The organism is Bradyrhizobium sp. dw_411 (assembly GCF_018449695.1).
Taxonomy (GTDB): domain Bacteria; phylum Pseudomonadota; class Alphaproteobacteria; order Rhizobiales; family Xanthobacteraceae; genus Bradyrhizobium.
Genome location: NZ_JAAVUY010000005.1, coordinates 16,463 through 36,854, shown reverse-complemented (window position 1 = coordinate 36,854; position 20,392 = coordinate 16,463). Strand labels below are relative to the sequence as shown.

The 20,392-nt window shown below is 61.7% G+C and carries 22 protein-coding genes; 10 read left to right on the top strand and 12 right to left on the bottom strand.

Annotated elements, in window-relative coordinates:
* Positions 1–18 precede the first annotated feature (18 nt).
* Complete coding sequence (der, locus tag HB676_RS09420; protein ID WP_213737515.1) at positions 19–1,404, top strand: ribosome biogenesis GTPase Der; 1,386 nt, start codon at positions 19–21, stop codon at positions 1,402–1,404.
* A complete protein-coding gene (locus tag HB676_RS09415; protein WP_213737514.1) occupies positions 1,401–2,651 on the top strand; it encodes an MFS transporter in 1,251 nt (416 codons plus the stop codon). Before der ends, HB676_RS09415 begins: the two co-directional genes overlap by 4 nt.
* Positions 2,652–2,671: 20 nt before the next feature.
* Here the strand turns inward: HB676_RS09415 and HB676_RS09410 are convergent, their stop codons facing one another.
* The 9 genes from HB676_RS09410 to HB676_RS09370 all read right to left on the bottom strand — a co-directional run bounded on the left by HB676_RS09410 (position 2,672) and on the right by HB676_RS09370 (position 10,874).
* The gene (locus HB676_RS09410; RefSeq protein WP_213737513.1) at positions 2,672–3,643 is read right to left on the bottom strand and encodes an AraC family transcriptional regulator; all 972 of its coding nucleotides are present in this window, start codon (positions 3,641–3,643) and stop codon (positions 2,672–2,674) included.
* Between the two features lie 127 nt (positions 3,644–3,770).
* Positions 3,771–4,628 carry an outer membrane beta-barrel protein gene (locus HB676_RS09405; protein WP_213737512.1) on the bottom strand — a complete coding sequence of 286 codons (858 nt, stop codon included), beginning with the start codon at positions 4,626–4,628 and terminating at the stop codon, positions 3,771–3,773.
* Between the two features lie 192 nt (positions 4,629–4,820).
* Positions 4,821–5,243 (bottom strand): heme-binding protein, encoded by a 423-nt coding sequence (locus tag HB676_RS09400; protein ID WP_213737511.1) that lies wholly within the window; start codon positions 5,241–5,243, stop codon positions 4,821–4,823.
* 18 nt (positions 5,244–5,261) lie between these two features.
* Positions 5,262–6,047, bottom strand: coding sequence for a DUF1445 domain-containing protein (locus tag HB676_RS09395; RefSeq protein WP_213737510.1), 786 nt, complete (start codon positions 6,045–6,047; stop codon positions 5,262–5,264).
* A complete protein-coding gene (locus HB676_RS09390; protein ID WP_213737509.1) occupies positions 6,041–6,829 on the bottom strand; it encodes an SDR family oxidoreductase in 789 nt (262 codons plus the stop codon). Before HB676_RS09390 ends, HB676_RS09395 begins: the two co-directional genes overlap by 7 nt.
* Positions 6,820–8,265 (bottom strand): dihydropyrimidinase, encoded by a 1,446-nt coding sequence (hydA, locus tag HB676_RS09385; RefSeq protein WP_213737508.1) that lies wholly within the window; start codon positions 8,263–8,265, stop codon positions 6,820–6,822. The genes HB676_RS09390 and hydA overlap by 10 nt, the downstream gene beginning before the upstream one ends.
* A gap of 4 nt (positions 8,266–8,269) precedes the next feature.
* Entirely contained in the window at positions 8,270–9,040 is a 771-nt protein-coding gene (locus HB676_RS09380) for an ABC transporter permease (protein ID WP_213737507.1), read from the bottom strand.
* Positions 9,037–9,819, bottom strand: coding sequence for an ATP-binding cassette domain-containing protein (locus HB676_RS09375; RefSeq protein WP_213737506.1), 783 nt, complete (start codon positions 9,817–9,819; stop codon positions 9,037–9,039). Before HB676_RS09375 ends, HB676_RS09380 begins: the two co-directional genes overlap by 4 nt.
* An 8-nt stretch (positions 9,820–9,827) precedes the next feature.
* The gene (locus tag HB676_RS09370) at positions 9,828–10,874 is read right to left on the bottom strand and encodes an ABC transporter substrate-binding protein (protein ID WP_213737505.1); all 1,047 of its coding nucleotides are present in this window, start codon (positions 10,872–10,874) and stop codon (positions 9,828–9,830) included.
* A 148-nt stretch (positions 10,875–11,022) separates the two neighbouring features.
* On the opposite strand from HB676_RS09370, the gene HB676_RS09365 reads away from it, so the two are divergent.
* Complete coding sequence (locus HB676_RS09365) at positions 11,023–11,745, top strand: GntR family transcriptional regulator (RefSeq protein WP_213737504.1); 723 nt, start codon at positions 11,023–11,025, stop codon at positions 11,743–11,745.
* On the opposite strand, the gene HB676_RS09360 is transcribed toward HB676_RS09365, so the two are convergent.
* Complete coding sequence (locus HB676_RS09360; protein WP_213737503.1) at positions 11,721–11,885, bottom strand: hypothetical protein; 165 nt, start codon at positions 11,883–11,885, stop codon at positions 11,721–11,723. The two genes, HB676_RS09365 and HB676_RS09360, sit on opposite strands and share 25 nt — an antisense overlap.
* A gap of 72 nt (positions 11,886–11,957) precedes the next feature.
* Positions 11,958–12,200: a DUF1127 domain-containing protein gene (locus HB676_RS09355; protein ID WP_213737502.1), complete on the bottom strand. Its 243-nt coding sequence runs from the start codon at positions 12,198–12,200 to the stop codon at positions 11,958–11,960.
* Between the two features lie 230 nt (positions 12,201–12,430).
* Here HB676_RS09355 and HB676_RS09350 point away from each other — a divergent pair, with 230 nt between their 5' ends.
* Positions 12,431–13,774, top strand: a complete 1,344-nt coding sequence (locus HB676_RS09350) for a PLP-dependent aminotransferase family protein (protein WP_213737501.1) — start codon at positions 12,431–12,433, stop codon at positions 13,772–13,774.
* A gap of 40 nt (positions 13,775–13,814) precedes the next feature.
* Here HB676_RS09350 and HB676_RS09345 read toward each other — a convergent pair whose 3' ends face one another.
* Positions 13,815–14,630 (bottom strand): IclR family transcriptional regulator, encoded by an 816-nt coding sequence (locus HB676_RS09345; protein ID WP_213737500.1) that lies wholly within the window; start codon positions 14,628–14,630, stop codon positions 13,815–13,817.
* 248 nt (positions 14,631–14,878) lie between these two features.
* On the opposite strand from HB676_RS09345, the gene HB676_RS09340 reads away from it, so the two are divergent.
* The 6 genes from HB676_RS09340 to HB676_RS09315 all read left to right on the top strand — a co-directional run bounded on the left by HB676_RS09340 (position 14,879) and on the right by HB676_RS09315 (position 20,252).
* Entirely contained in the window at positions 14,879–16,243 is a 1,365-nt protein-coding gene (locus HB676_RS09340) for an MFS transporter (RefSeq protein WP_213737499.1), read from the top strand.
* Positions 16,244–16,313: 70 nt separating this feature from the next.
* On the top strand, positions 16,314–17,180 hold the full coding sequence (locus HB676_RS09335) for a hypothetical protein (RefSeq protein ID WP_213737498.1): 867 nt from the start codon (positions 16,314–16,316) through the stop codon (positions 17,178–17,180).
* Entirely contained in the window at positions 17,177–17,893 is a 717-nt protein-coding gene (locus tag HB676_RS09330; RefSeq protein ID WP_213737497.1) for an NAD(P)H-dependent oxidoreductase, read from the top strand. The genes HB676_RS09335 and HB676_RS09330 overlap by 4 nt, the downstream gene beginning before the upstream one ends.
* A 26-nt stretch (positions 17,894–17,919) precedes the next feature.
* Positions 17,920–18,867, top strand: coding sequence for a DUF6282 family protein (locus HB676_RS09325; protein ID WP_213737496.1), 948 nt, complete (start codon positions 17,920–17,922; stop codon positions 18,865–18,867).
* 62 nt (positions 18,868–18,929) lie between these two features.
* Complete coding sequence (locus HB676_RS09320) at positions 18,930–19,283, top strand: hypothetical protein (RefSeq protein WP_213737495.1); 354 nt, start codon at positions 18,930–18,932, stop codon at positions 19,281–19,283.
* Between the two features lie 96 nt (positions 19,284–19,379).
* Positions 19,380–20,252, top strand: a complete 873-nt coding sequence (locus HB676_RS09315) for an NmrA family NAD(P)-binding protein (protein ID WP_213737494.1) — start codon at positions 19,380–19,382, stop codon at positions 20,250–20,252.
* The last annotated feature ends 140 nt before the right edge of the window (positions 20,253–20,392 follow it).

Below are 20,392 nucleotides of genomic sequence, written 5' to 3'. Positions count from 1 at the left end.
TGCGCGCATGGATCTTTTATGCCCTTCACGATTGCCATTATCGGCCGGCCCAATGTCGGAAAATCGACGCTGTTCAATCGGCTGGTCGGGCAGAAGCTCGCGCTGGTCGATGACGAACCCGGCGTCACGCGCGATCGCCGCGAAGGCGCGGCGCGCCTTGGCGATCTCGAATTCACGATCATCGATACCGCCGGTCTCGACGAGGGCGCCAAGGGCTCGCTGACCGCGCGGATGCAGGAGCAGACCGAAACCGCGATCGCACTCGCCGACGCGCTGATGTTTGTGGTCGACGCGCGCGCCGGCCTGACGCCGAACGACCGCGCCTTCGCCGATTTCGCGCGCCGCGCCAACAAGCCGGTGATTTTGGTTGCCAACAAAAGCGAAGGCAAACAGGGCGATGCCGGCGCGATGGAATCCTACGCGCTGGGGCTCGGCGATCCCATCCAGATTTCGGCCGAACATGGCGAGGGCCTCAGCGATCTCTACGACGCGTTGCGCGGCTTGATGCCGGAACCGGCCGAGGAGTTGGAAGAGTTCGACGATGACGACGTCATCGATCCCGATGAAGATATCTCCAAGCGGCCAATTCGGGTCGCGATCGTCGGCCGCCCCAATGCCGGCAAGTCCACGCTGATCAACCATCTGCTCGGCGAGGAGCGGCTGTTGACCAGCGCCGAGGCCGGCACCACCCGCGATTCCATCTCCGTCGAAATCACCTGGCAGGGCCGGGATTTCCGCGTGTTCGATACCGCGGGCCTGCGGCGCCGCTCGCGGATCGAGGAAAAGCTGGAAAAACTCTCGGTGGCGGATGCGCTGCGCGCGGTGCGCTTCGCCGAGGTCGTCGTGCTGATGATGGATGCGCAGAACAAGTTCGAGGAACAGGATTTGCGGATTGCCGATTTGATCGAGCGCGAGGGCCGCGCGCTGGTGATCGCAGTCAACAAATGGGATTTGATGGGACGCCAGACCAGCCTGCTCTCGGCGCTGCGCACCGACGCAGACCATCTGTTGCCGCAGGTCAAGGGCATGCCGATCGTCGCGGTGTCCGGGCTGATGGGCGAGGGCATTGACCGGCTGATGACCGCGATCCAGGAAGCCTATGCGGTGTGGAACCGGCGGGTGCCGACCGCATCGCTTAATCGCTGGTTCGAGCAGGCCGTTGATAATAATCCGCCGCCGGCGGTTTCAGGCCGTCGATTGAAGTTGAATTACATCACCCAGGCCAAGGCGCGGCCGCCGAGCTTCATTCTGTTTTGCTCGCGCGCGGATGCTGTGCCGCAATCCTATCTGCGCTATCTCGTCAATTCCCTGCGCGAGTTTTTCGAGCTTCCGGGCACGCCGGTGCGAATTTCGCTGCGGGAGAAGGCCAATCCGTTTGCGCATAAGCGCAAGAGGCCGTCGTGAGCGAACAGGCGCGCGCCGATGTCGGTGCGCCGCCGGTACACAATGCGGCGGTAGCGTTCATCTTCGTCACCATCCTGCTCGATATGTTCGCGCTCGGCCTGATCATGCCGATCCTGCCCAAGCTCGTCGAAAGTTTTGTCGATAATGACACCGCGAGCGCCGCGCGGATCTTCGGCCTGTTCGGCACCGCCTGGGCGGCGATGCAGTTTATCTTCTCGCCGATTCTCGGCGGCCTGTCGGACCGTTTCGGCCGGCGGCCGGTGGTGCTGCTGTCGAATTTCGGGCTTGCGCTGGATTATGTCCTGATGGCGCTGGCGCCGTCGCTGATCTGGCTGTTCATCGGCCGGGTGATCTCGGGCATTACCTCGGCCAGTGTCTCCACCGCGTTCGCCTACATTGCCGACATCACGCCGCCGGAACGGCGTGCGGCGGTGTTCGGCAAGGTGGGCGCGGCGTTCGGCGCGGGATTTATTGTCGGACCCGCGATCGGCGGTCTGCTTGGCAATGCGGATCCGCGGCTGCCATTCTGGGTCGCTGCCGGCTTGAGCTTCGCCAACACGCTGTATGGATTGCTGATCTTGCCGGAATCGCTGCCGCGAGATCGCCGCTCACCGTTCCGCTGGAAGAGCGCCAATCCGCTCGGCGCGCTGCATCTGTTGCGTAGCGATCGGGTTCTCGCTGGATTGTCGATCACGAATTTCTTCGCGCAGTTGGCGCATGTCGTGCTGCCCTCGACCTTCGTGCTCTACGCGAGCTATCGGTATGGCTGGGACACCAAAATCGTCGGCCTGACGCTGGCTCTGGTCGGCATCTGCGCGATGGTGGTGCAGGGCGCCGGCATCGGTCCGATCGTGCGGCGCATCGGCGAGCGCCGCGCGCTGCTGCTGGGATTGGGCAGCGGCGCCGCAGGCTTTCTGATTTTCGGTGTGGCGCCGACGGGGCCATTGTTCTGGCTAGGCATTCCCGTGATGGCGCTGTGGGGCCTTGCGGGTGCGGCGAGCCAGGCGCTGATGACGCAACTGGTGGCCGGGGATCAGCAAGGACAGTTGCAGGGTGCGACCACCAGCGTGCAAAGCGTGGCGCAACTTGTGGGACCGTTTCTGTTTACGCTGATCTTCGCATACTTCATCGGCGGCCAGGCACCGATGAAATTGCCGGGCGCACCGTTCCTGCTGGCCTCGACGCTATTGATGCTGGCGCTCGCGATCGCCGCGCGCACACTGGCGACACGAAAATCGCCGGCTTGATTCGCCTGTGGCGACGGAAATTATCCGCCCTTCGGGCGTTGCCCGGTCCGTCGAATATCCGACGGCGTCGCGCCATAGCGGCGGCGGAACGTACGATTGAAATACGACAGATCGCCGAATCCGGCTTCATAGGCGAGCGCGCTGATGCTGCGGTCGGCGTAGTGGGGATCGAGCAGCATGCGATGCGCGCGCGCCAAACGGCTGCCGAGAACGAAATCCGTGAACGTGGTCCCGGTTTCCGCCAGCAACTGGCGGATATAACTCTCGGAGATTTGCTGGCTTCGCGCGACATCGCCAAGTGACAGATCGTGTTGTGCGACCTTCGCGAGAATATGATCCTTGACCGCCTTTAGCCGCGCGGCCCGCAAGCCTTGCTCCGGCAGTTCAAGGTCGCCAGCGCCTCCCAGCAACAGGGTCGCCAGGCCGTGCATATGCGTGGCGACCATGTGACGGAGTTCCGGCGTCGCAAGTTCGGCCTGATTGTTGAGCATGGTCGCATAGCCGACCAGGAGCTGCAGCACGCGATTGTCCTTCGGGATCGGCCGCGCCACCAGCGCGTCGAGATCGCTGATATAGGGCGTCAGCAGATTCCGGCTGAGCCGGAAATTGATCACTCGCGTCGGGGTGTGCCCGGTAAAGGTGGCCTCTGTGCCATTGGCGGTGAGAACGGCTTCGCCTTCGGTGACCATGGCAATGCGGCCATACTGGTTCACTTCGCCCGTTCCGCTCTGCATCACGACAAGGACGACATCGTCATTGTCGACAAGGGCTGTCGTGTGCTGGTTACGCGTGGGCGACACGGATCCCGCAGCCATGGCGAAGCCCGGGATCGCCCGCAGTGTCAAATTGATATCGAGCGGATGTCCTTCGAGCGGATCGATCTCGATACCAAGAATCTGGCGGCCGAAAATTTCACGGAACGCCTCAACGCCACCATCTTCATGAAAGGCTTCGGTTGATATCCGAAGTCTCTTCATTTCGTCGTCTGGCATTCCGTCAACCCCTGATGCGCTGTTGCTTCCAGCACAGCTTAGTCGCGTCGTTGCGAGACCCGGTTCAGGGATAAAACGCGGTGACAAGGGACGGCAATAGCGCCGATCCCGGATTTGCATTCAGCTCTCAATATTTCGCGACGACGGGGGCGCCGAAGCGGTAATTCACGCCGGCGCGCAGGATATTGTCCGTGACGTGCGCACTGGCGGTAACAGGCGCGAAGGGGGCCGTGCCGGCGAACGTGTTGTTGACAGTGCCGAGATCCACATAGAGGTATTCGAGCTTGGCGGTCCAGTTGCCGCCGATCGCGCCTTCCACACCGGCGCCGATGGTCCAGCCGGCCTGCGTGGAACTGGAAGCGGCAAGCGAGGACACGGAAGTGGGGCCGGGCGGTGTACCAAAGCTCAGCGCCGTGGTGGTGGTCGTTGTCGCACCGGCGGTCGTCTTGACCTCACCGACGGCCAGACCGCCTGTCACATACAGCAACACGCGATCGCTCGGCAGCACACCAATCCTGCCGCGGAAAGTTGCCAGCCACGACAGCTTCTCCTCAAGGGAGCCCGTCGCCGTTGTCGTCGTTGTCCTTGTCGGAAGAGCAAGGGCGCCGACGATCGGCGGAACAACCGTTACTGCCGTCGTGCTTGGCCCGAACAACCCGGTGCCGTCCTGCCCGGTCGCGTCGATGTCACCCTCGAGGCCGAACACCCAGCTCCGGTTGAACTGCCAGTTGTAACCGGCCTGACCGCCAAATACCCAGCCATCCATGTGCTGCGAAGCTGAGGCCAGCGGCACGGTCGTGACGATCGTGTTCGATGCATTGCCCCAGCTATAGCCGCCATTGAGACCGATATAGAAGCCGGTCCAATTGTAGCCGGGATCCACATAGACAGGCGCCTTGGTATAGGTCCGCACCGGCAGATCGGCCGCGAGCGCCGAAGTGGCGCCAAATGATGCAACTAAAATCGCTATAGCAAATCTGTTCATGCGGTCCTCACTCGAATCTGAGGCCCTTTTTAGTACGTCCACCAAAATCGGCTTGGTCTGGACGTCACTCGGCTTGGACTGGGCGACACTGGTTGACGATTGAGGCCGCGCTGTTGCCGATGGGAGACAAGTTGTGCCGGCGGAAAATGGGCGTTTTGAGCGAGCTTTGAGGCTCCAATGGGTTTCAACGGATCAGAATGTGAGCGCGCCCGCAAATTTCGCCAGCGCGGCATTAGCCACCTCATGATCCTGGTCGCCATGCCCGGAGCCGACGCCGATACCGCCGATCACTTGTCCCTCGACGATGATAGGGAGTCCACCGCGCAGATTGACCATGTCACCGTCGGTGGCGATGGCCAGTTTGAGTTCGATAGCTGGATCGATCCCGCCGGTCGGCTTGCCCGTGGTCGCGGCGGTCATGGCCTTGCGTTGCGATGAGGGAATGCTCAGAATTCGCGCGCCGTCCATCCGGATGAAGGCGACGAGGTTGCAGCCCTCGTCGACGATCGAGATGCATTGGGGCACGCCCATCGCCCGGGCGTGCTCGATAGCTGCATCGAGCAGGACCCGGGCTCCGTTATCGGTCAGTCGAATGGCGCTGCGCGTCAAATTCATCAGAACACCCTAATCTTCTTAATCCTGGAGTTCATCGTTTCTCACATCCGTGACCAGCATGGCCCCGGCGGCGTGGGTAATGAAATGCGAAATGCCCGATCGCTCCAGCGCTGCGAGCGCGGTCAGGCCGCAGCCCCAATACATCGCGACTTCACCGGGCAACGGCAGCAGCAATTCGCCGAAGTCTGGTCGTGCGATGTCGGCAATGCCGAGTGTCTCGGGATCGCCGATATGCAGCGGGCCGCCGTGAACGCGGCTAAAGCGGCTGGTGATGTTCTTGACTGTCGTGACATCGCGCGCCGCAAAAGGCCGCATCGAAACCACAAGTTGCCCGCCGAAGCGGCCGACCGCGACGGTGTCGCGCGTGGTGCGGAACAGCGACCCCTGGATGCCTCGTTCGATGTGGCGCATCCGCACATTGGCGCGCGCCAGCGCATCCTCCATGGAAAACCAGCACCCGATCGCGACCGCGACATGATCGTCTCGCCAGAGTCTGGAAATATCGGTTGTGCCTTCGGTAGGCTCGCCGGCCCGGTAGACCCAATATTTCGGCAGATCGGTTCGCACGTCGATGTCATATCCGAGCGTCGGCAGATGCCAGTCGCCGGGTTCGCCGACGGCCAGCACCGGGCAGGCCTGCGCATTGGCATGACAGAACGCGACGAAATCGGCGGCGTCCTGCGCCGGAAGGATCACGAGATTGGCCTGCACATAGCCCGGCGCATGTCCGGCGGTGATTCCGGAGAAATCACGCCGCCGCGCGGCGAGCCGCAATTCATGCGAGGAGGCCTGCGCGCTTACCATGATCGCACGATGCCGCCATCGATGCGGACCATTGTCCCGGTCATGTAGCTGGCCTGGGTGCTGCAGATAAAAGCCGCCGCCGCGCCCATTTCTGCCGTCGAGCCGTAGCGTCCCAGCGGTATGGCCGCGAAAGATCGCGCCTGAATTTTGTCGATCGGAAGGCCTTCTTTCTCCGCAACCGCCGTGTCGGTCAGACGGACCCGTTCGGTATCGATGCGGCCGGGCACCAGAATGTTGACAGTGACGCCGTCGGCCGCCACCTCGCTCGACAACGTCTTCGACCAGCCGACGACCGCGGCGCGCAGGCTGTTGGAAATGGCGAGGATCGGGATCGGCTGCATGACACCCGACGAAATCACCGTGACGATACGGCCCCAGCGCCGTGCGCGCATCCCGGGCAATAGTGCGTCGGTCAGCGCAATGATGCTCACCACCATTTCGTCGAAGCTGTCACGCCATTCATTCAGCGGCCGGTTGCTGGCGCCGCCATAGGGTGGCCCGCCGGTATTGTTGATCAGGATGTCGATCGGACCGAAGGACTTCGTGATCTCTTCGGCAAAGCCGGCAAGCCCGGCGGATTGCTGCAGATCGATTTCGGCACTGGCGATCTTGCCCCGCGCCGTTGCGCGCAGTTCGGTCGCCGCCGCCGCCAACCGCTCCATATCGCGCGCGGCGATCAGGACGTCGGCGCCTTCGTCAGCGAGCACCCTGGCGATGCCGAGGCCGATGCCGCGATTGCCGCCGAGCACCAATGCACGCTTGCCGGCGAGCCCTAGGTCCATGCGAGGCCTCCTTTAGGGGGCGTCACCGGTTCGGGCGGGCCGCACTCCAGGAATTGTCCTCGGCCCTTCACGCCATGCAGCACGCCGCCATCGCAGATGGCGTCGCCGCGCGATAACACCGTGATTGGCCAGCCTTGCACTGTCATGCCTTCGAATGGCGTGTAGTCGACATTATGATGCAGGTCCGCATTGCGGATCACAACCTTCTTTTCGGGGTCCCAGATCGCGATGTCGGCATCGGCGCCGACGGCAATGGTGCCCTTGCGCGGATAAATGCCATAGATCTTCGCGGCATTTGCAGAATTGAGCGCGACAAAACGCTCGATATCGAAGCGGCCGGCCACCACGCCTTCGGAAAACAAAATCGGCGCGCGGGTTTCCAGCCCCGGCAGCCCGTTGGCGACCTTGCGGAAGGAAGCCTTCATGCCATGCAGCTTCTTGCCGCCGGCGTCGAAGCGATAGGGAGCGTGGTCCGACGACAAGATGTCGAACAGGCCGTCCTTCAGCCCCTGCCACAGCACCGCCTGACTGGCCTTGTCGCGCGGCGGCGGCGAGCACATGCATTTGGCCCCCTCGAAATCCGGCAAGTCGAGATCGGCCTCGGTCAGCAGCAGGTATTGCGGGCAAGTTTCGGCGCGAATATTGAGGCCGCGCGCCTTGGCGCGGCGGATTTCGTCGGCGGCCTCGCGTCCCGACACATGCACAATCAGGATCGGCACATCGGCAATCTCGGCCAGCGTGATCGCCCGATGTGTCGCTTCCCGCTCGACCGCCATCGGCCGGGACGTGGCGTGATATTTCGGTTCGGTCTTGCCGGCGGCTTCCAGTCGCTCGGTCAACCAGGTCAGGCATTCGAAGTTCTCGGCGTGGATCATGACAAGCGCGCCGAGATCGCGAGCCGTCGCCAGCACGTCGAGAATCTGCCGGTCGGACAGCACCATCGCCTCATAGGTCATGTAGACCTTGAGCGAAGTATAACCGGCCTTCACGAGTGCCGGCAGTTCCTGGCCCAGCACCGCCGCGGTCGGGTCGGAGACGACCATATGAAAGGCGTAGTCGAGATAGGAATTGCCGGTGGCACGCTGGTGATAATCGGCGACGGCCGCGCGCAGCGACTGGCCGCGGTGCTGCACGGCGAAGGGGATGATCGTGGTGGTGCCGCCGAACGCAGCCGAACGTGAGCCGGTCTCAAAACCATCCGCCATGATCGCGCCGCCCGACGCCAATCCCTTGGCGCGTGGCTGATCGAGGTGGCAATGCGCGTCGATGCCGCCGGGCAGCACCAGCCGGTGCGTGGCATCTATCGTGCGTTCGCCGCCGGTCAGGCGTTCAGCCAGCGCGACGATGCGGCCGCCGGTGATACCGACATCGCAGCGCGTGACGCCGCCGGCCGTTGCGACCGTGCCGCCGGAGATAACGAGATCGAAGGTGCTCATGATGTCATCCCGTCATTAATCCGTCGCCGCGTTTCGCCCAGAAAGTCATGCGCTGTTCGACGACGGCGAAGATTGCGTACATGATGATGCCCAATGCCGCGATCACGAACAGGCCGGCAAATACCAAAGGCGTGTCGAAATTGGCGGTCGCTGCCATCATCAAATAGCCAATGCCGCTGCTGCTGGCGACGGTCTCGGAGATGATGGTGCCGACGAAGGCAAGCGTGATCGCGATCTTCAGCGAGGCAAAGAAATAGGGCAGGGATCGCGGCAGTCCCACTTTGATCAGGATTTGCCGCTTGCGCGCGCCCAGCGAGCGCAGCACGTCGAGCAATTCCGGCTCGACGGTCGCAAGCCCCGTCGCGACATTGACCGCAATCGGAAAGAACGACACGAGGAAGGCGGTGAGGATGGCGGGCACGGTGCCGGTGCCGAACCAGATGACAAACACCGGCACGACCGCAACTTTCGGCACGCTGTTGAAGCCGATCAGCACCGGATAAAGCCCGCGATAGATCAGCCGCGACGAGCCGATGGCGATGCCGAGCAGGGCGCCGAGCACCACCGCGAGAACGAAGCCGGTGACGGTACGCACCAGCGTATCCCACGAATTCTCCATGATCGCGCTGAACTGCGTCACGAAGGCCTGCGCGACCACACTCGGCCGCGGCAGAATGAAGTTCGGGATGCCAAATCCGACGCAGGCGAGTTGCCAGACCAGCAACAGGCCGGCGACGAATAACCATGGCATCGCGGATTCAAGCTTTTCGTTCATGATGCCCGCACCTCGGCGATGCCGTCGTGGAGCTCGCGGACCAGTGCGACGAATTCCGGCGCGTATTTGTCGCGCGGATGCGGCAGATCGACGTTACGAGTGGTCACGATACGGCCCGGCCGTTTCGAGCAGACGTGGACCTTGTCGGCGAGATAGACCGCTTCGGTCAGGTCATGCGTCACCAGGATCACGGTGAAGCGCTGCGCCGCCCAGAGGTCGCGCAGAACAGCCCATAACTCCTCGCGGGTGAAGGCATCGAGCGCGCCGAACGGCTCGTCGAGCAACAGTAAAGCCGGCTCGTGGATCAGCGCCCGGCACAACGACGCGCGTTGCTGCATGCCGCCGGACAACTGCCAGGGGTAGCGGTCGCCGAAACCCTCGAGGCCGACCGCCTTGAGCAGCGCCAGGGCTTTTTCAACGTAGCTTTTGCGGTTGGCGCGAAAGCGGCCGGCATGGGGCTCGACGATTTCGAGCGGCAGCAGGATATTATCGAGCGTGGTGCGCCACGGCAGCATGACCGGATTCTGGAACGCCATCCCGACGATGCTGATCGGCGCGGCGACCTCCCGGTTGGCGACGATGACGCCGCCACGCGTCGGCAGATGCAGACCGGAAACCAGCTTGAGCAGGGTCGATTTTCCGCAGCCCGAAGGACCGACGACGGCGACGAACTCACCCTTTTCGATCGACAGCGTGGCGTGCTCGAGCGCGAGCGTCGCGTTCGCACCCGCGCCCGGATAGGTCAGGCTGACGTCGGAGATTTCGACAAAGGGTCTCACGTCGGCGATCAGGGCAGTTGGCGGATCGCGGCGTCCGGCAGATAGGCCGGATCGAACACATCCTCAGGCTTGACGTTCGGCAATTGAAACGCTTCGGCGACCGTGGCGACCGATTTGCCGAACCGCTCAGCGCGCACGCCGCCGAGACCATCGGCCTTCGATTCCGCCGTGACCAATTGGTTCTTGATCAGCCATTCAAGTTTTTCGAGCTCGATGGCTTCGTTCACCAGGCTGGATCGTTTCTTGACCGCAGCGATGGCGGCCTTCGGGTCCTTGATCGCATCCTGCCAGCCTTTAGCCGTTGCCTTGACGAAACCCTTCACGACTCCAGGCTGCTCGGTGAGGATTTTCTTCGAGGCCAGAATGGCGTTGCCGTAAATATCCATGCCGGCGTCGGAGTAGTACAGGAACTTGATGTCCTCGGGCTTGATGCCCTGACGCACCAGGTTGAAATACATCGTCGAGTCGAAGCCGAGAATGCCGTCGACGTCGCCCTTGAGCAGCATGGATTCGCGCAGGCGAAGGTCGCCATAGGACCATTTGATCGAATCGGCCTTGATACCGGTGACCGCGGCGTAGGCCGGGAACAGCTTGTAGGCGCCGTCGCCGAGCGATCCGCCGATCTTCTTGTCGACCAGATCGGACGGCTTTGAAATGCCAGCCTTGGCGAAACTCCCGATCGACAGCGGTGAACGATAGTACAGCATGTAGACGGCGCGGCCGGCGTTGGCGGGATTCTTGGCATTGAAGTCGAGCAAGACGTTGACGTCGCCGAAGCCGAATTCGTAGGTGCCGCTGCCGATGCGGGTCACGGCCTCGCCGGATCCTCCTGATGGATCGAACGTCGGCTTGATGCCTTCGGCGGCGTAATAGCCGCGTTCCTCGGCGAGGAAGAATGCCGCGTTGGAACCGTCGAACGGCGCATTGAGCGATACTTTCACCGCTTCTTCGGCGCGGGCCGGAGCAATCGCCGCGAGCAGGCTGAGCGTCAGCGCGCCAAGTAAAAGACGCCGTGACCGGGACGCGACGCTGATAACACCTGACTTGTTCGCCATGACACCTTCCCTTGTTGACGCTGAAGATGGTGCAAAGGCCATGCCATATTGTGCGGCATAAATTTATCCTTATTGCTCAATATGTGGTCTTGATTGCGCACAATCTTGCGCACACTATTCCGGCATGATGCTTAGGAAATCTTCCGCCGTGCCGAAATTGGTAGGATTGAGCAATGCCTTCAACCGGCCCAAGGCCGACGGTCTCGACCAGGTCTACGACCATATATTCGCGTCGATTGTCGATCAGCGGCTGCCGCCGGGGACCAAGCTCAACGAGCTGACGCTCTGCGAAATCTTCAATGTCGGGCGCCGGCAAATCGCCCAGGTCCTGAACCGGCTGTCGTATGACCGCCTCGTCACGCTGCACGCCAATCGCGGCGCCTTTGTCGCAGCACCCGATGTTGCGGAGGCGCGCACCATCTTTGAAGCGCGCAAGGTGATCGAATGCGAGATCACCCGGATTGTCGCGACGGATGCCACGCGCGAGGCGCTGGGTCCGTTGCGGCGCAATGTCGAGGAGGAGACCGCGCACCGCATGCACGGACGCCTGCGCGAGGCGATCCGCTCATCCGGGCAATTTCATATTCTGCTGGGCGAACTCGCCAAGAACGAGATTCTCGCGGGGTTGGTCCGGCAATTGGTTGCGCGCACGTCGCTGGTGGTGAGCCTGTACGAAAACCAGAGCACCATGAGTTGCTGGCACGACGACCACGGCGCCTTCATCAAGCTATTGGAAGCTCATCGCGTGGCGCCGGCGGTCAGCCTGATGCGCAAGCATCTGTCGGATGTCGAAGAGAGCCTGAATTTCGACCGTCACGCCCACGATCCCCTGGATTTGCGCAACGTCTACGCGCCGAACGGGCGCGGCTGATTGCGGGTGCGCGGACGTCCGGTTGATGTTGCCTGGGGCTCTCTGAGCACATACTCCGCAAGGCGGTCGGCGAGCGAGCCGATCACGATGGATGCAAGGCCCAGGAACGCCATGGCGGCTTCAAAATAAGTCGAGTGCATTGGTGTTGTCCTTTCTCTGCTTCTACAAAAACCCGGTCGATAAAATCCGAGTCATCCTCCAGTGCTCGCGCTTCATGCCTGTCGCCATGAAGATATCGAAGCACCGACACCGCCCGGGGAGGTTGTCATCCCATCCGGGTTTGGCCGGGGGAGGCGGATGAACCCGCGGACGGCCGCATCGATCTGGGTGCGGTGAAGGCCGATATCCCGCAGCGCGCGGTCATCGAGCTCGTGCAGGCTCATAATCGCGGCGCGGCGGACGAGATAGTTCGCGAACCCATCCAGCCAGTTGCTGAGAAGCTGCAAGACGGCCATTTCCGGTCTCCATCGGTTGCTCCCGATTGGTTGCTCCGGGCAATGCGACGCTGTCGGCGCAATCGCTCCTTGAGCGGGCTGGCGCCGATGGAGGAAAGCTTCGCATTCCCCGGTACAATCAGGTTGATGCGGATATAATGTTCCGATACAAATGTCGGTGCAATCAAAACATTGATCTCGGTGCAATAAAGGTCCAAGTCGGAATCCATGCCGGAATCCAGGTCGGGATAATGTCAAAGTCGGAATATCTGAAGCTGGCCGACGCCATCGCCGGGGACATCGCTGACGGTACGCTCAAGCCGGGCGATCGCCTGCCTCCCCAGCGCGACTTCGCGTATGAGCGCAAGATTGCCGCCTCTACGGCGAGCCGCGTCTATGCCGAGCTATTGCGACGCGGCCTTGTCGTCGGAGAAGTAGGCAGGGGCACTTTTATCTCGGGCGACGCCAAGCGCGGGGTCGCTGCGCCGGGTGAGCCGCGCGGCATCCGGATCGACTTCGAGTTCAACTACCCGATCCTGCCCGACCAGACGGCGCTCATCGCCAGGAGTCTCGACGGCCTCGATAAACCCGCGGCGCTGGATGTGGCATTGCGACAGGCGACCAGTATCGGAACGCCGGCGGTTCGACGCGCGTCGGCCGCCTACCTGTCGCAGGGGGCGTGGTCGCCAGCGCCCGAACAACTCGTATTCACCGGCAATGGCCGGCAGAGCATTGCGGCGGCGCTTGCCGCGGTCGTGGCCACCGGCGGCCGCTGCGGCGTGGAGTCCTTGACCTACCCCTTTATCAAGGGCATCGCCGCGCGGCTCGGTATTTCGCTGGTGCCGTTGGCGATGGACGAAAACGGGGTGCGGCCTGACTCGGTGCAAAAGGCGCACCGCGAGGCCCATCTTTCGGCCATCTACATTCAGCCGGTGATTCAGAATCCATTGGGAATGACGATGAACGCGGCGCGCCGGGCCGATATCCTGCGCGTCGCCGAGAAGCTCAAGCTTCCGGTCATCGAGGACAATGTCTACGGCTTTCTCGACAATGAGCCGCCGCTTGCCGCGCTCGCACCGGACTCCTGCATCGTGATCGACAGTCTCTCCAAGAAGGCCGCGCCGGGTCTGTCGCTGGGCTTCATCGTGCCGCCGCCGCGGCTCCGCGAAAGCGTGATGGCCTCGGTGCGCTCCGGAGGGTGGACCGCATCCGGATTTGCGTTTGCGGCCGCGCAGCGTGTCATTGAGGATGGTACCGTTGCCGAGCTTGCCAGATTGAAACGCCTCGACGCGCGCGCCCGTCAGAAGCTGGCGGCTGAGCGTCTTTCAGGCTTCGAAATCCAGGCCAACGAAAAATGCTACCATCTGTGGCTGACGCTGCCGGCGCATTGGCGCTCGCAGACCTTCGTCGCGGCCGCGGCCAGACGCGATATTGCGTTGACGCCCTCGACAACTTTCGCCGTTTCGCCCGGCCACGCGCCAAACGCCGTCAGGCTGGCGCTGGCGGCTCCCGCCATGGATCAACTCGACACCGGTCTGCGCACGATTGCCGCGATGCTGAATGCGACCGAGCACGACTTCGATTCAACCGAATGAATCATTTCATTGGATATTTAGAGGGCACGAAGCCTTCCGATCAAGCCGTTCTTTGCCGCGCAGATCGAGCCGTGTCGGGACCGCCGACACGGCCGTGACCAAGCAATCGCGAGATTTGTCCGGCTGCGGCCTTCAAAGCGGAAATACTGTTCGCATCCGGCTCTACAGGCAGGAACTGGATCGAGCCCACCAAAGCGAGCGCGCCGGCACAGGAGTCCTGGTCATCAAAGATCGGTGCCGCTACCGCATTGATACCGAGCATCGCCTGTTCGGGCGCGGTTGCGAAGCCGAGTTGGGCAACGCGCAGCAGCTCGTCCTCGAGCGGCTTTGGATCGACCACGGTATGCGGTGTGAAGGATTGCAGCGGCCTGGCAAGAATGCGCAGTTGTTGCGGGCGTGGCGCGAACGCCAGCAGAATTTTGCCTTGTGCGGAGGAATGGAACGGCAGCTCGCTGCCTGATCGAACGCCAATCTCGATAGCGGCGGAACCGGGCACCATGCTGAGAACCAGCGCGCCGCGCGGCGTTGATTCGGAGAGCACGACGGAATGGCCGAGTTGATCGCGAAGCTCGCGCATCGGGCCTGCTGCAAGCTGAATGAGATCGGTGTCCGGCGCATGGTGCGCCAGCAAGCGGCTTCGGGGGCCAAGGGCGTATCGCGTCGTGGTCGGGTTTTGCACGAGGTAACCGCGCTCGACCAAGGTGAGCAGGTGACGATGCACCGAGCCTTTGGTCAGCTTGAGGCGTTGGGCAAGCTGGGTGACGCCGAGCTCCTCATTGGCGAAGGCCAGTGTCTCCAACACGTCGAGCGCGAGCTGGACCGAGCGTACGCCGCCGTCCGATCGATCTTCTTGCATGTGTTATCTCCAGCGTTCGCTACTGCAATACAGCATATCAGATATAAAATCTCTTAAAAGGTATTAATACACCTTTATTGGCCGTTGACGGTATGTTTCTCTCAATATATGGAACGGCGTATCGCTGTCGAGAACAATCAATCCGGTGCTTTATTCTCCCGATTGGCTGCGAACAGCCGCAATAACAACAGGCCCACGCCAACGGCCGTCATCGCGAAATTTCGCCTTTGCAGTCAGGGAGAGCAGGGATGGCCAATTTTTTCTCGCATGCGTCGTTCAATTCGAATGACGAAGCAGCAACCTATAATCGGGTCGCATGGCGGCTCATTCCGTTTCTGCTCATTCTCTACATCATCTCCTTTCTCGATCGGGTGAACGTCGGCTTCGCCAAGCTTCAGATGAGCGCCGACATCGGATTGTCGGATGCCGTCTTCGGGTTGGGCGCCGGGATATTCTTCATCGGATACGCCGCCTGTGAGATACCGAGTAATCTGCTGCTGCAGCGGTTTGGCGCGCGTTTCTGGATCGCGCGAATTCTTGTCGTGTGGGGGATCATTTCCGTTTCCTTCATGTTCGTGACAACGCCGGCGCAATTTCTGACGTTGCGTTTTCTGCTCGGCATTGCAGAAGCCGGATTTTACCCCGGTATCGTTTTGTACCTCACATACTGGTTTCCATCGAAACTGCGGTCTCAGGTCTGCGCGCTGTTTTTCATCGGCATACCGATTGCCGGCTTCATCGGAGGCCCATTGAGCGGTTTCATCATGAAATCCATGTCGGGCGTATCGGGCTTCTCGGGATGGCAATGGCTGTTCCTGCTTGAAGGCGCGCCTGCGATCATCGCCGGCATTGTTACTTACTTCTATCTCAGCAACGGTCCGAAGGACGCGGCATGGCTGACGGCAAAGGAGCGCAATGTGATCGTGCCGGCGCTGCAGGCCGAAGAAGCCGCTCATCGTGCGATGGGTCATGGGCACCGGCTCGTCGACGCGCTGGCGAGCCCGAAGGTGTGGATTCTGGCTGTTAGCAACTTCACGCTGCTCGGTGGTATCTACGGAATCTCTTTTTGGTTGCCTCAGATCGTCAAGGATCTGGGCGTGCAGGACGTGTTTCTGAATGGTCTTGTCACCTGCATTCCGTTTGCCGTCGCCTGCGTTGCGATGGTCGTGGTGGGCCGAAGCTCCGACCGCACGCGCGAACGCCGCTGGCATATTGTTATCTGCGCCACAATCGGTGCGTTGGGCCTCATTGGCGGTGCCACGCTGACCGGCGTCCCCGCATTGGCGCTCGCCAGCCTGTCGCTGGCGCTGGCCGGAGCCCTGGCGTCGATCACCGTTCTCTGGGTTCTCCCCAGCACGCTTCTAACCGGTGCGGCTGCGGCGGGTGGCATTGCCCTGATGGCGACCATCGGCAATTTGGGCGGATATGTCGCGCCTTACGTGTTGGGGTTGGCAAAAGAGGCGACGGGGCGTCTGGACTTCGGTTTCTATGTAATGTCGGCCGCGATGATTGTCGGTGCATTGCTCGTCCATCTGTTGCCGCGTAACGCGTCAATCGACGAGGCCGAACAGGTCCCGGTGATGCCGGAACGTCATGCGGTTGGTATGCCCTGAGCCGGCAAGCGAAAATCTTTCCGAATTCCCAAAACTTTCAAGGAAACGACGTTCAGTTAAGGAACAGATCATGACGATCGCACGACGCAAGGCCACGCATGCACGCCATTTCGCGGAAGCCCCGCAAAAAACCGACGCCGATGGCACCAGGCACTGGATCACCCGTGCCGCGAATTTCGTCACGGTGGTGAGCGAGGCTGCGGAAGGCGCGGTCCTGTCGCGGTCGGATCAGGCCGACGAGTACATGACATTTGTCGTGACCGGTTCGGCGACGATCGAAGCGGGCGGGGATCGCGGCGCGGCGGGCGCCGAGACGCTCTCGATCGTTCCACCCGGACCGAGCCGCATTACCATGCGTCAGCCCGGCCTTGTGGTCCGCATCTTCACAAAGCAGGCAAGCGATCTCGTCGCTGACGCAGGGAACGCTGCGACCTATGCCGATGGCGCGCCGGAAGTTGCTCCGATCGTTCCATGGCCCGATCCCGTGGGCGGATTCAAGCTCCGTACCTACAGGCTCGCCGATGTCGTCAGTCCGGATCCGGGTCCGCTCAAGATGCGGCTGTTTCGTTCGACCAATCTGATGATCAACATCTTCGAGCCCTGGACCAGGCGTCGCGAGCCCTCGCGGCTGAGCCCGCATTCGCATGATGATTTCGAGCAGATGTCGCTTGGATTGAAGGGCGCGTTCCGTCACCACCTTCGTTACCCCTGGGGTCCCGACATGTCGGCGTGGATGGAAGATGAACACGCCACGTATGATGCGAGCCCCTCGATCCTGGTTATTCCTGCGGGCCTGATTCATACCACGCAGGATCTCGGCGAGGGCGTGACCTGGCTTGTCGATATCTTCGGGCCGCCACGCCGCGATTTCTCCAGCAAACCAGGGTTCGTGCTCAATGAAGCCGACTATCCGATGCCGCAGGGTGCCGCCGCGTGAGGGTGCTGATTGTCCACGCCCATCCGGAACCGCAGTCGTTCAACGCGGCGCTGACCAAGGCCGCAGCGACAGCGTTGCGCGACGCCGGGCACGAGGTAACAGTCTCGGATCTCTATGCCGACCATTTTGATCCGGTGGCCGGTCGGCATGATTTTTTGCAGGTCGCTGATTCCAGCCGCTTTCATTACCAGAGCGAACAGGCGCATGCTGCGACCAGCCACTCCTTTGCGCCGGACCTCCAGCGCGAGCAGGCACGCCTTCTATCGGCCGATCTTCTTGTCCTGCAGTTTCCGCTCTGGTGGGGCGCGCCCCCGGCGATCCTCAAGGGATGGCTGGAGCGCGTGCTGGCCTACGGTATCGCCTATGTAGACGGGCGGCGATTCACGTCGGGGCTCTTCAAGGGACGGCGCGCGATGATGTCGGTGACGACAGGCGGCACACCGGAGCGATTCAGGCCCGAGGATGTCTATGGAAACATCGATCAGGTGCTATGGCCGGTCCGCCGGCTCGCGCTCGAATATATGGGTTACGACGTCGAGGAGCCATTCGTCTCGTACGCCGCGCCGAGGGTCGCTGACGCGGAACGCAAAGCCTATCTCGATGCCTGGTGCGCACGCGTCGTGGAAGCCGCCGGCAAGCCCGTCACTTCGGTGTCTATCGATTCTGAAGCCCTGATCGCCAGTACCGGGCCCGCAGCCTGGGCGCGGTCCTAAGTTTTCCTCGCGCGAAAGAGATGACCATGACCACCTTGAATGCCAGCGACATCGAAGCCCGGATCGACGCCATTCTCGTGGGCGCAATTGATCCTCATGTTCACTCCGGCCCCTCGATCGCGCCGCGTGGAATCGATCATCTTGAACTGGCGCAGCAGGCGTCGAAAGCCGGCTTCGCGGCCGTCATCACCAAGGATCATGACTACAGCGGGGTCATGACGGCTGCCCTCATTGCGCGTCATTACCCCGAACTGCAAACAAAGGTCTATTCGAGCATCGTTCTCAACAATGTCATCGGCGGCTTCAATCCCTATGCGGTCGAACACACCGCCGCGATGGGCGGCAAGATCGTGTTCATGCCGACGCTCGCCGCCGAGAACCATCTAAAATGGGAAAAGACGTCGGGCTGGGTTCATCCGGCTTCAACACAGAAGATTCGCCCGGCGTCGGCCGTTCCTGTCCTGGATGCGAACAAGCAGGTGAGGGACGACGTCAAGGAGGTGCTCGACGTTATTGCCAGGAATGATTTGGCGCTGGCCAGCGGTCACATCCATATCAGCGAGACCTGGCGCGTGTTCGAGGAAGCTCAAAAACGTGGCGTGAAGCGAATGGTGCTGACCCATCCAGAGGAAATCGTCGGCGCCAGCTTCAACGACGTTCGCGGCATCGCCGCAATGGGCGCCTTCGTGGAGCACTCCCTCTGCATGTTTCTCGAAGGATCGAAGTTCAAGGTCTCCGACGGCGAGAGCCTCAAGAAATACATCGACGCGGCGGGCCTTTCCCAGACGATCCTATGTTCCGATCTAGGCCAGGTCGGAATATTCAGTCCGCTCGAGGGGTTCAGGCGCGGTGTGAAGCTCTGCATCGATCTCGGTTATGGCGATGACGATATTCATGCCATGGTTTCGACCAACGCCGCGAATGCCTTTGGTTTGCAGGATGATGTGAAACGTGCCAAAGCGGCCAGGGCCTGACCGGATCATCGCGCACTCGGATTTGAATGGCCTTCCCGCGGCCGACAGTTTACGATGGCCCCATGTCGCGCTTTATGTGTCTATCCATTGCCGTCGTTCTGTCGCTGCTGCCGGTCGTAGCACCGGCTGCGCCAATCCATAAGCGGCCGCTTTGGCACGGCTACGGCTTCCTGCCGGGCTATCAGCAGCCGCTGAACAACAGCCTGCCGCTTTACGCCCAAAAAGATGGGACGCGGCGGTTGGCGCGCCAGAACCGGCGCCCCTGGTATATCGATCCGGTGCCCGCTTATTACGGATATGATGGCAACCGCTACTATTTCGGCCAGCCCGGCATCAATGGCGGTCGTTACAATGGCGGCAGCTTTGGTCCGTGCTGGACGCGGACGCCGATCGGGGCGGCGTGGAATTGCGGCTGACCGGCCGGACGCACCACAAAATCTCCTGATAAGAATCTCCCAAACTCCGCGAGATTTAACAATCCCGCGCTGGTCCGTTGGGCTCATCCTCCCGTCGTGACCAAACCCAGAGCCATGATTACGGGAGCAACGGGCCAAATCGGCTCCGCGGTCCTTCGGCTGGCCGCCGCAAATCCCAATCTCGATGTGGTTGGAGCGGTTCGCTCGGCCGAAAAGGCTGAAACGCTTGGCTTCCCGGCGGTGCTGCTCGATTTCGACCGTCCCGAGACGTTGGCTCCGGCGCTTGAGGGCGTCGATCGCGTGTTCCTGATGACGGGCTACACGATCCGGATGTTCAGGCAAAACCGGGATTTTCTAAACGCGGCCAGGCGAGCGGATGTCGAGCATATCGTCCATCTCGGCGCTCCCGGGGATGATGACACGCCCGTCGAGCATTGGCTCTGGCACCAGTTCATCGAGCGCTACATCGAGTGGTCCGGCTTCTCGTTCACGCATTTGCGTCCCGAGATCTTCATGCAGAACCTGCTCGGCTATGGCGGCGTCAGGGTGATCGTCAACGGCGTGATCCGCCACTATGTTGCGAATGCCCGCCTTACCTGGATTGACGGCGAAGATATTGCCGCCGTCGCGGTTGAAAGCCTGTCGAAACCCGAAGAGCATGCCGAGAAGACCTACCGGCTCGGCTCCGACGTGAGGTCCTATGCTGAGATCGCCGAGATTCTGACGCGGGTTATCGGACAACCCTTTGCCTATGAAGCGCGGCCTCCAAACGAATTTCTTGCTGCCGCGCTCGCGGCCGGAGCCGACACCGCCTACATGCAAAGCGCTTATGAAAACTACGCGGCCTATACAGCCGGCACCAACAGAGGCGAGGAGAAACTGTTCAGTAGTTTCGTTGACGTGACCGGACGCAAGGCGGCCTCGGTCGAGGATTTCATTCGAAGGCATCATGACGCCTTCTCGTACTGAGCGATGCGGGTCCGATCGAGAGGCTGCATGCGGCATTTCGATGCGGATGCGAGAGAGTATCCCCAGCGGACAACCCGTTGTACACTCTCTGTCGGTCTATACGCCGGGGCCAAGCCCAGCTCGCCGTCCAAGTGCGATCG

Bases quoted from the DNA above. Each gene is read 5' to 3' on its own strand.
- HB676_RS09390 (WP_213737509.1), bottom strand. From the start codon at position 6,829: ATGGACCTAGGGCTCGCCGGCAAGCGTGCATTGGTGCTCGGCGGCAAT.
- HB676_RS09395 (WP_213737510.1), bottom strand. From the start codon at position 6,047: ATGGTAAGCGCGCAGGCCTCCTCGCATGAATTGCGGCTCGCCGCGCGG.
- HB676_RS09345 (WP_213737500.1), bottom strand. From the start codon at position 14,630: ATGCAAGAAGATCGATCGGACGGCGGCGTACGCTCGGTCCAGCTCGCG.
- HB676_RS09340 (WP_213737499.1), top strand. From the start codon at position 14,879: ATGGCCAATTTTTTCTCGCATGCGTCGTTCAATTCGAATGACGAAGCA.
- HB676_RS09370 (WP_213737505.1), bottom strand. From the start codon at position 10,874: ATGGCGAACAAGTCAGGTGTTATCAGCGTCGCGTCCCGGTCACGGCGT.
- HB676_RS09320 (WP_213737495.1), top strand. From the start codon at position 18,930: ATGTCGCGCTTTATGTGTCTATCCATTGCCGTCGTTCTGTCGCTGCTG.
- HB676_RS09360 (WP_213737503.1), bottom strand. From the start codon at position 11,885: ATGCACTCGACTTATTTTGAAGCCGCCATGGCGTTCCTGGGCCTTGCA.
- HB676_RS09405 (WP_213737512.1), bottom strand. From the start codon at position 4,628: ATGAACAGATTTGCTATAGCGATTTTAGTTGCATCATTTGGCGCCACT.
- HB676_RS09355 (WP_213737502.1), bottom strand. From the start codon at position 12,200: ATGGCCGTCTTGCAGCTTCTCAGCAACTGGCTGGATGGGTTCGCGAAC.
- der (WP_213737515.1), top strand. From the start codon at position 19: ATGCCCTTCACGATTGCCATTATCGGCCGGCCCAATGTCGGAAAATCG.
- HB676_RS09335 (WP_213737498.1), top strand. From the start codon at position 16,314: ATGACGATCGCACGACGCAAGGCCACGCATGCACGCCATTTCGCGGAA.
- HB676_RS09380 (WP_213737507.1), bottom strand. From the start codon at position 9,040: ATGAACGAAAAGCTTGAATCCGCGATGCCATGGTTATTCGTCGCCGGC.
- HB676_RS09400 (WP_213737511.1), bottom strand. From the start codon at position 5,243: ATGAATTTGACGCGCAGCGCCATTCGACTGACCGATAACGGAGCCCGG.
- HB676_RS09410 (WP_213737513.1), bottom strand. From the start codon at position 3,643: ATGCCAGACGACGAAATGAAGAGACTTCGGATATCAACCGAAGCCTTT.
- HB676_RS09350 (WP_213737501.1), top strand. From the start codon at position 12,431: ATGTCAAAGTCGGAATATCTGAAGCTGGCCGACGCCATCGCCGGGGAC.
- hydA (WP_213737508.1), bottom strand. From the start codon at position 8,265: ATGAGCACCTTCGATCTCGTTATCTCCGGCGGCACGGTCGCAACGGCC.
- HB676_RS09325 (WP_213737496.1), top strand. From the start codon at position 17,920: ATGACCACCTTGAATGCCAGCGACATCGAAGCCCGGATCGACGCCATT.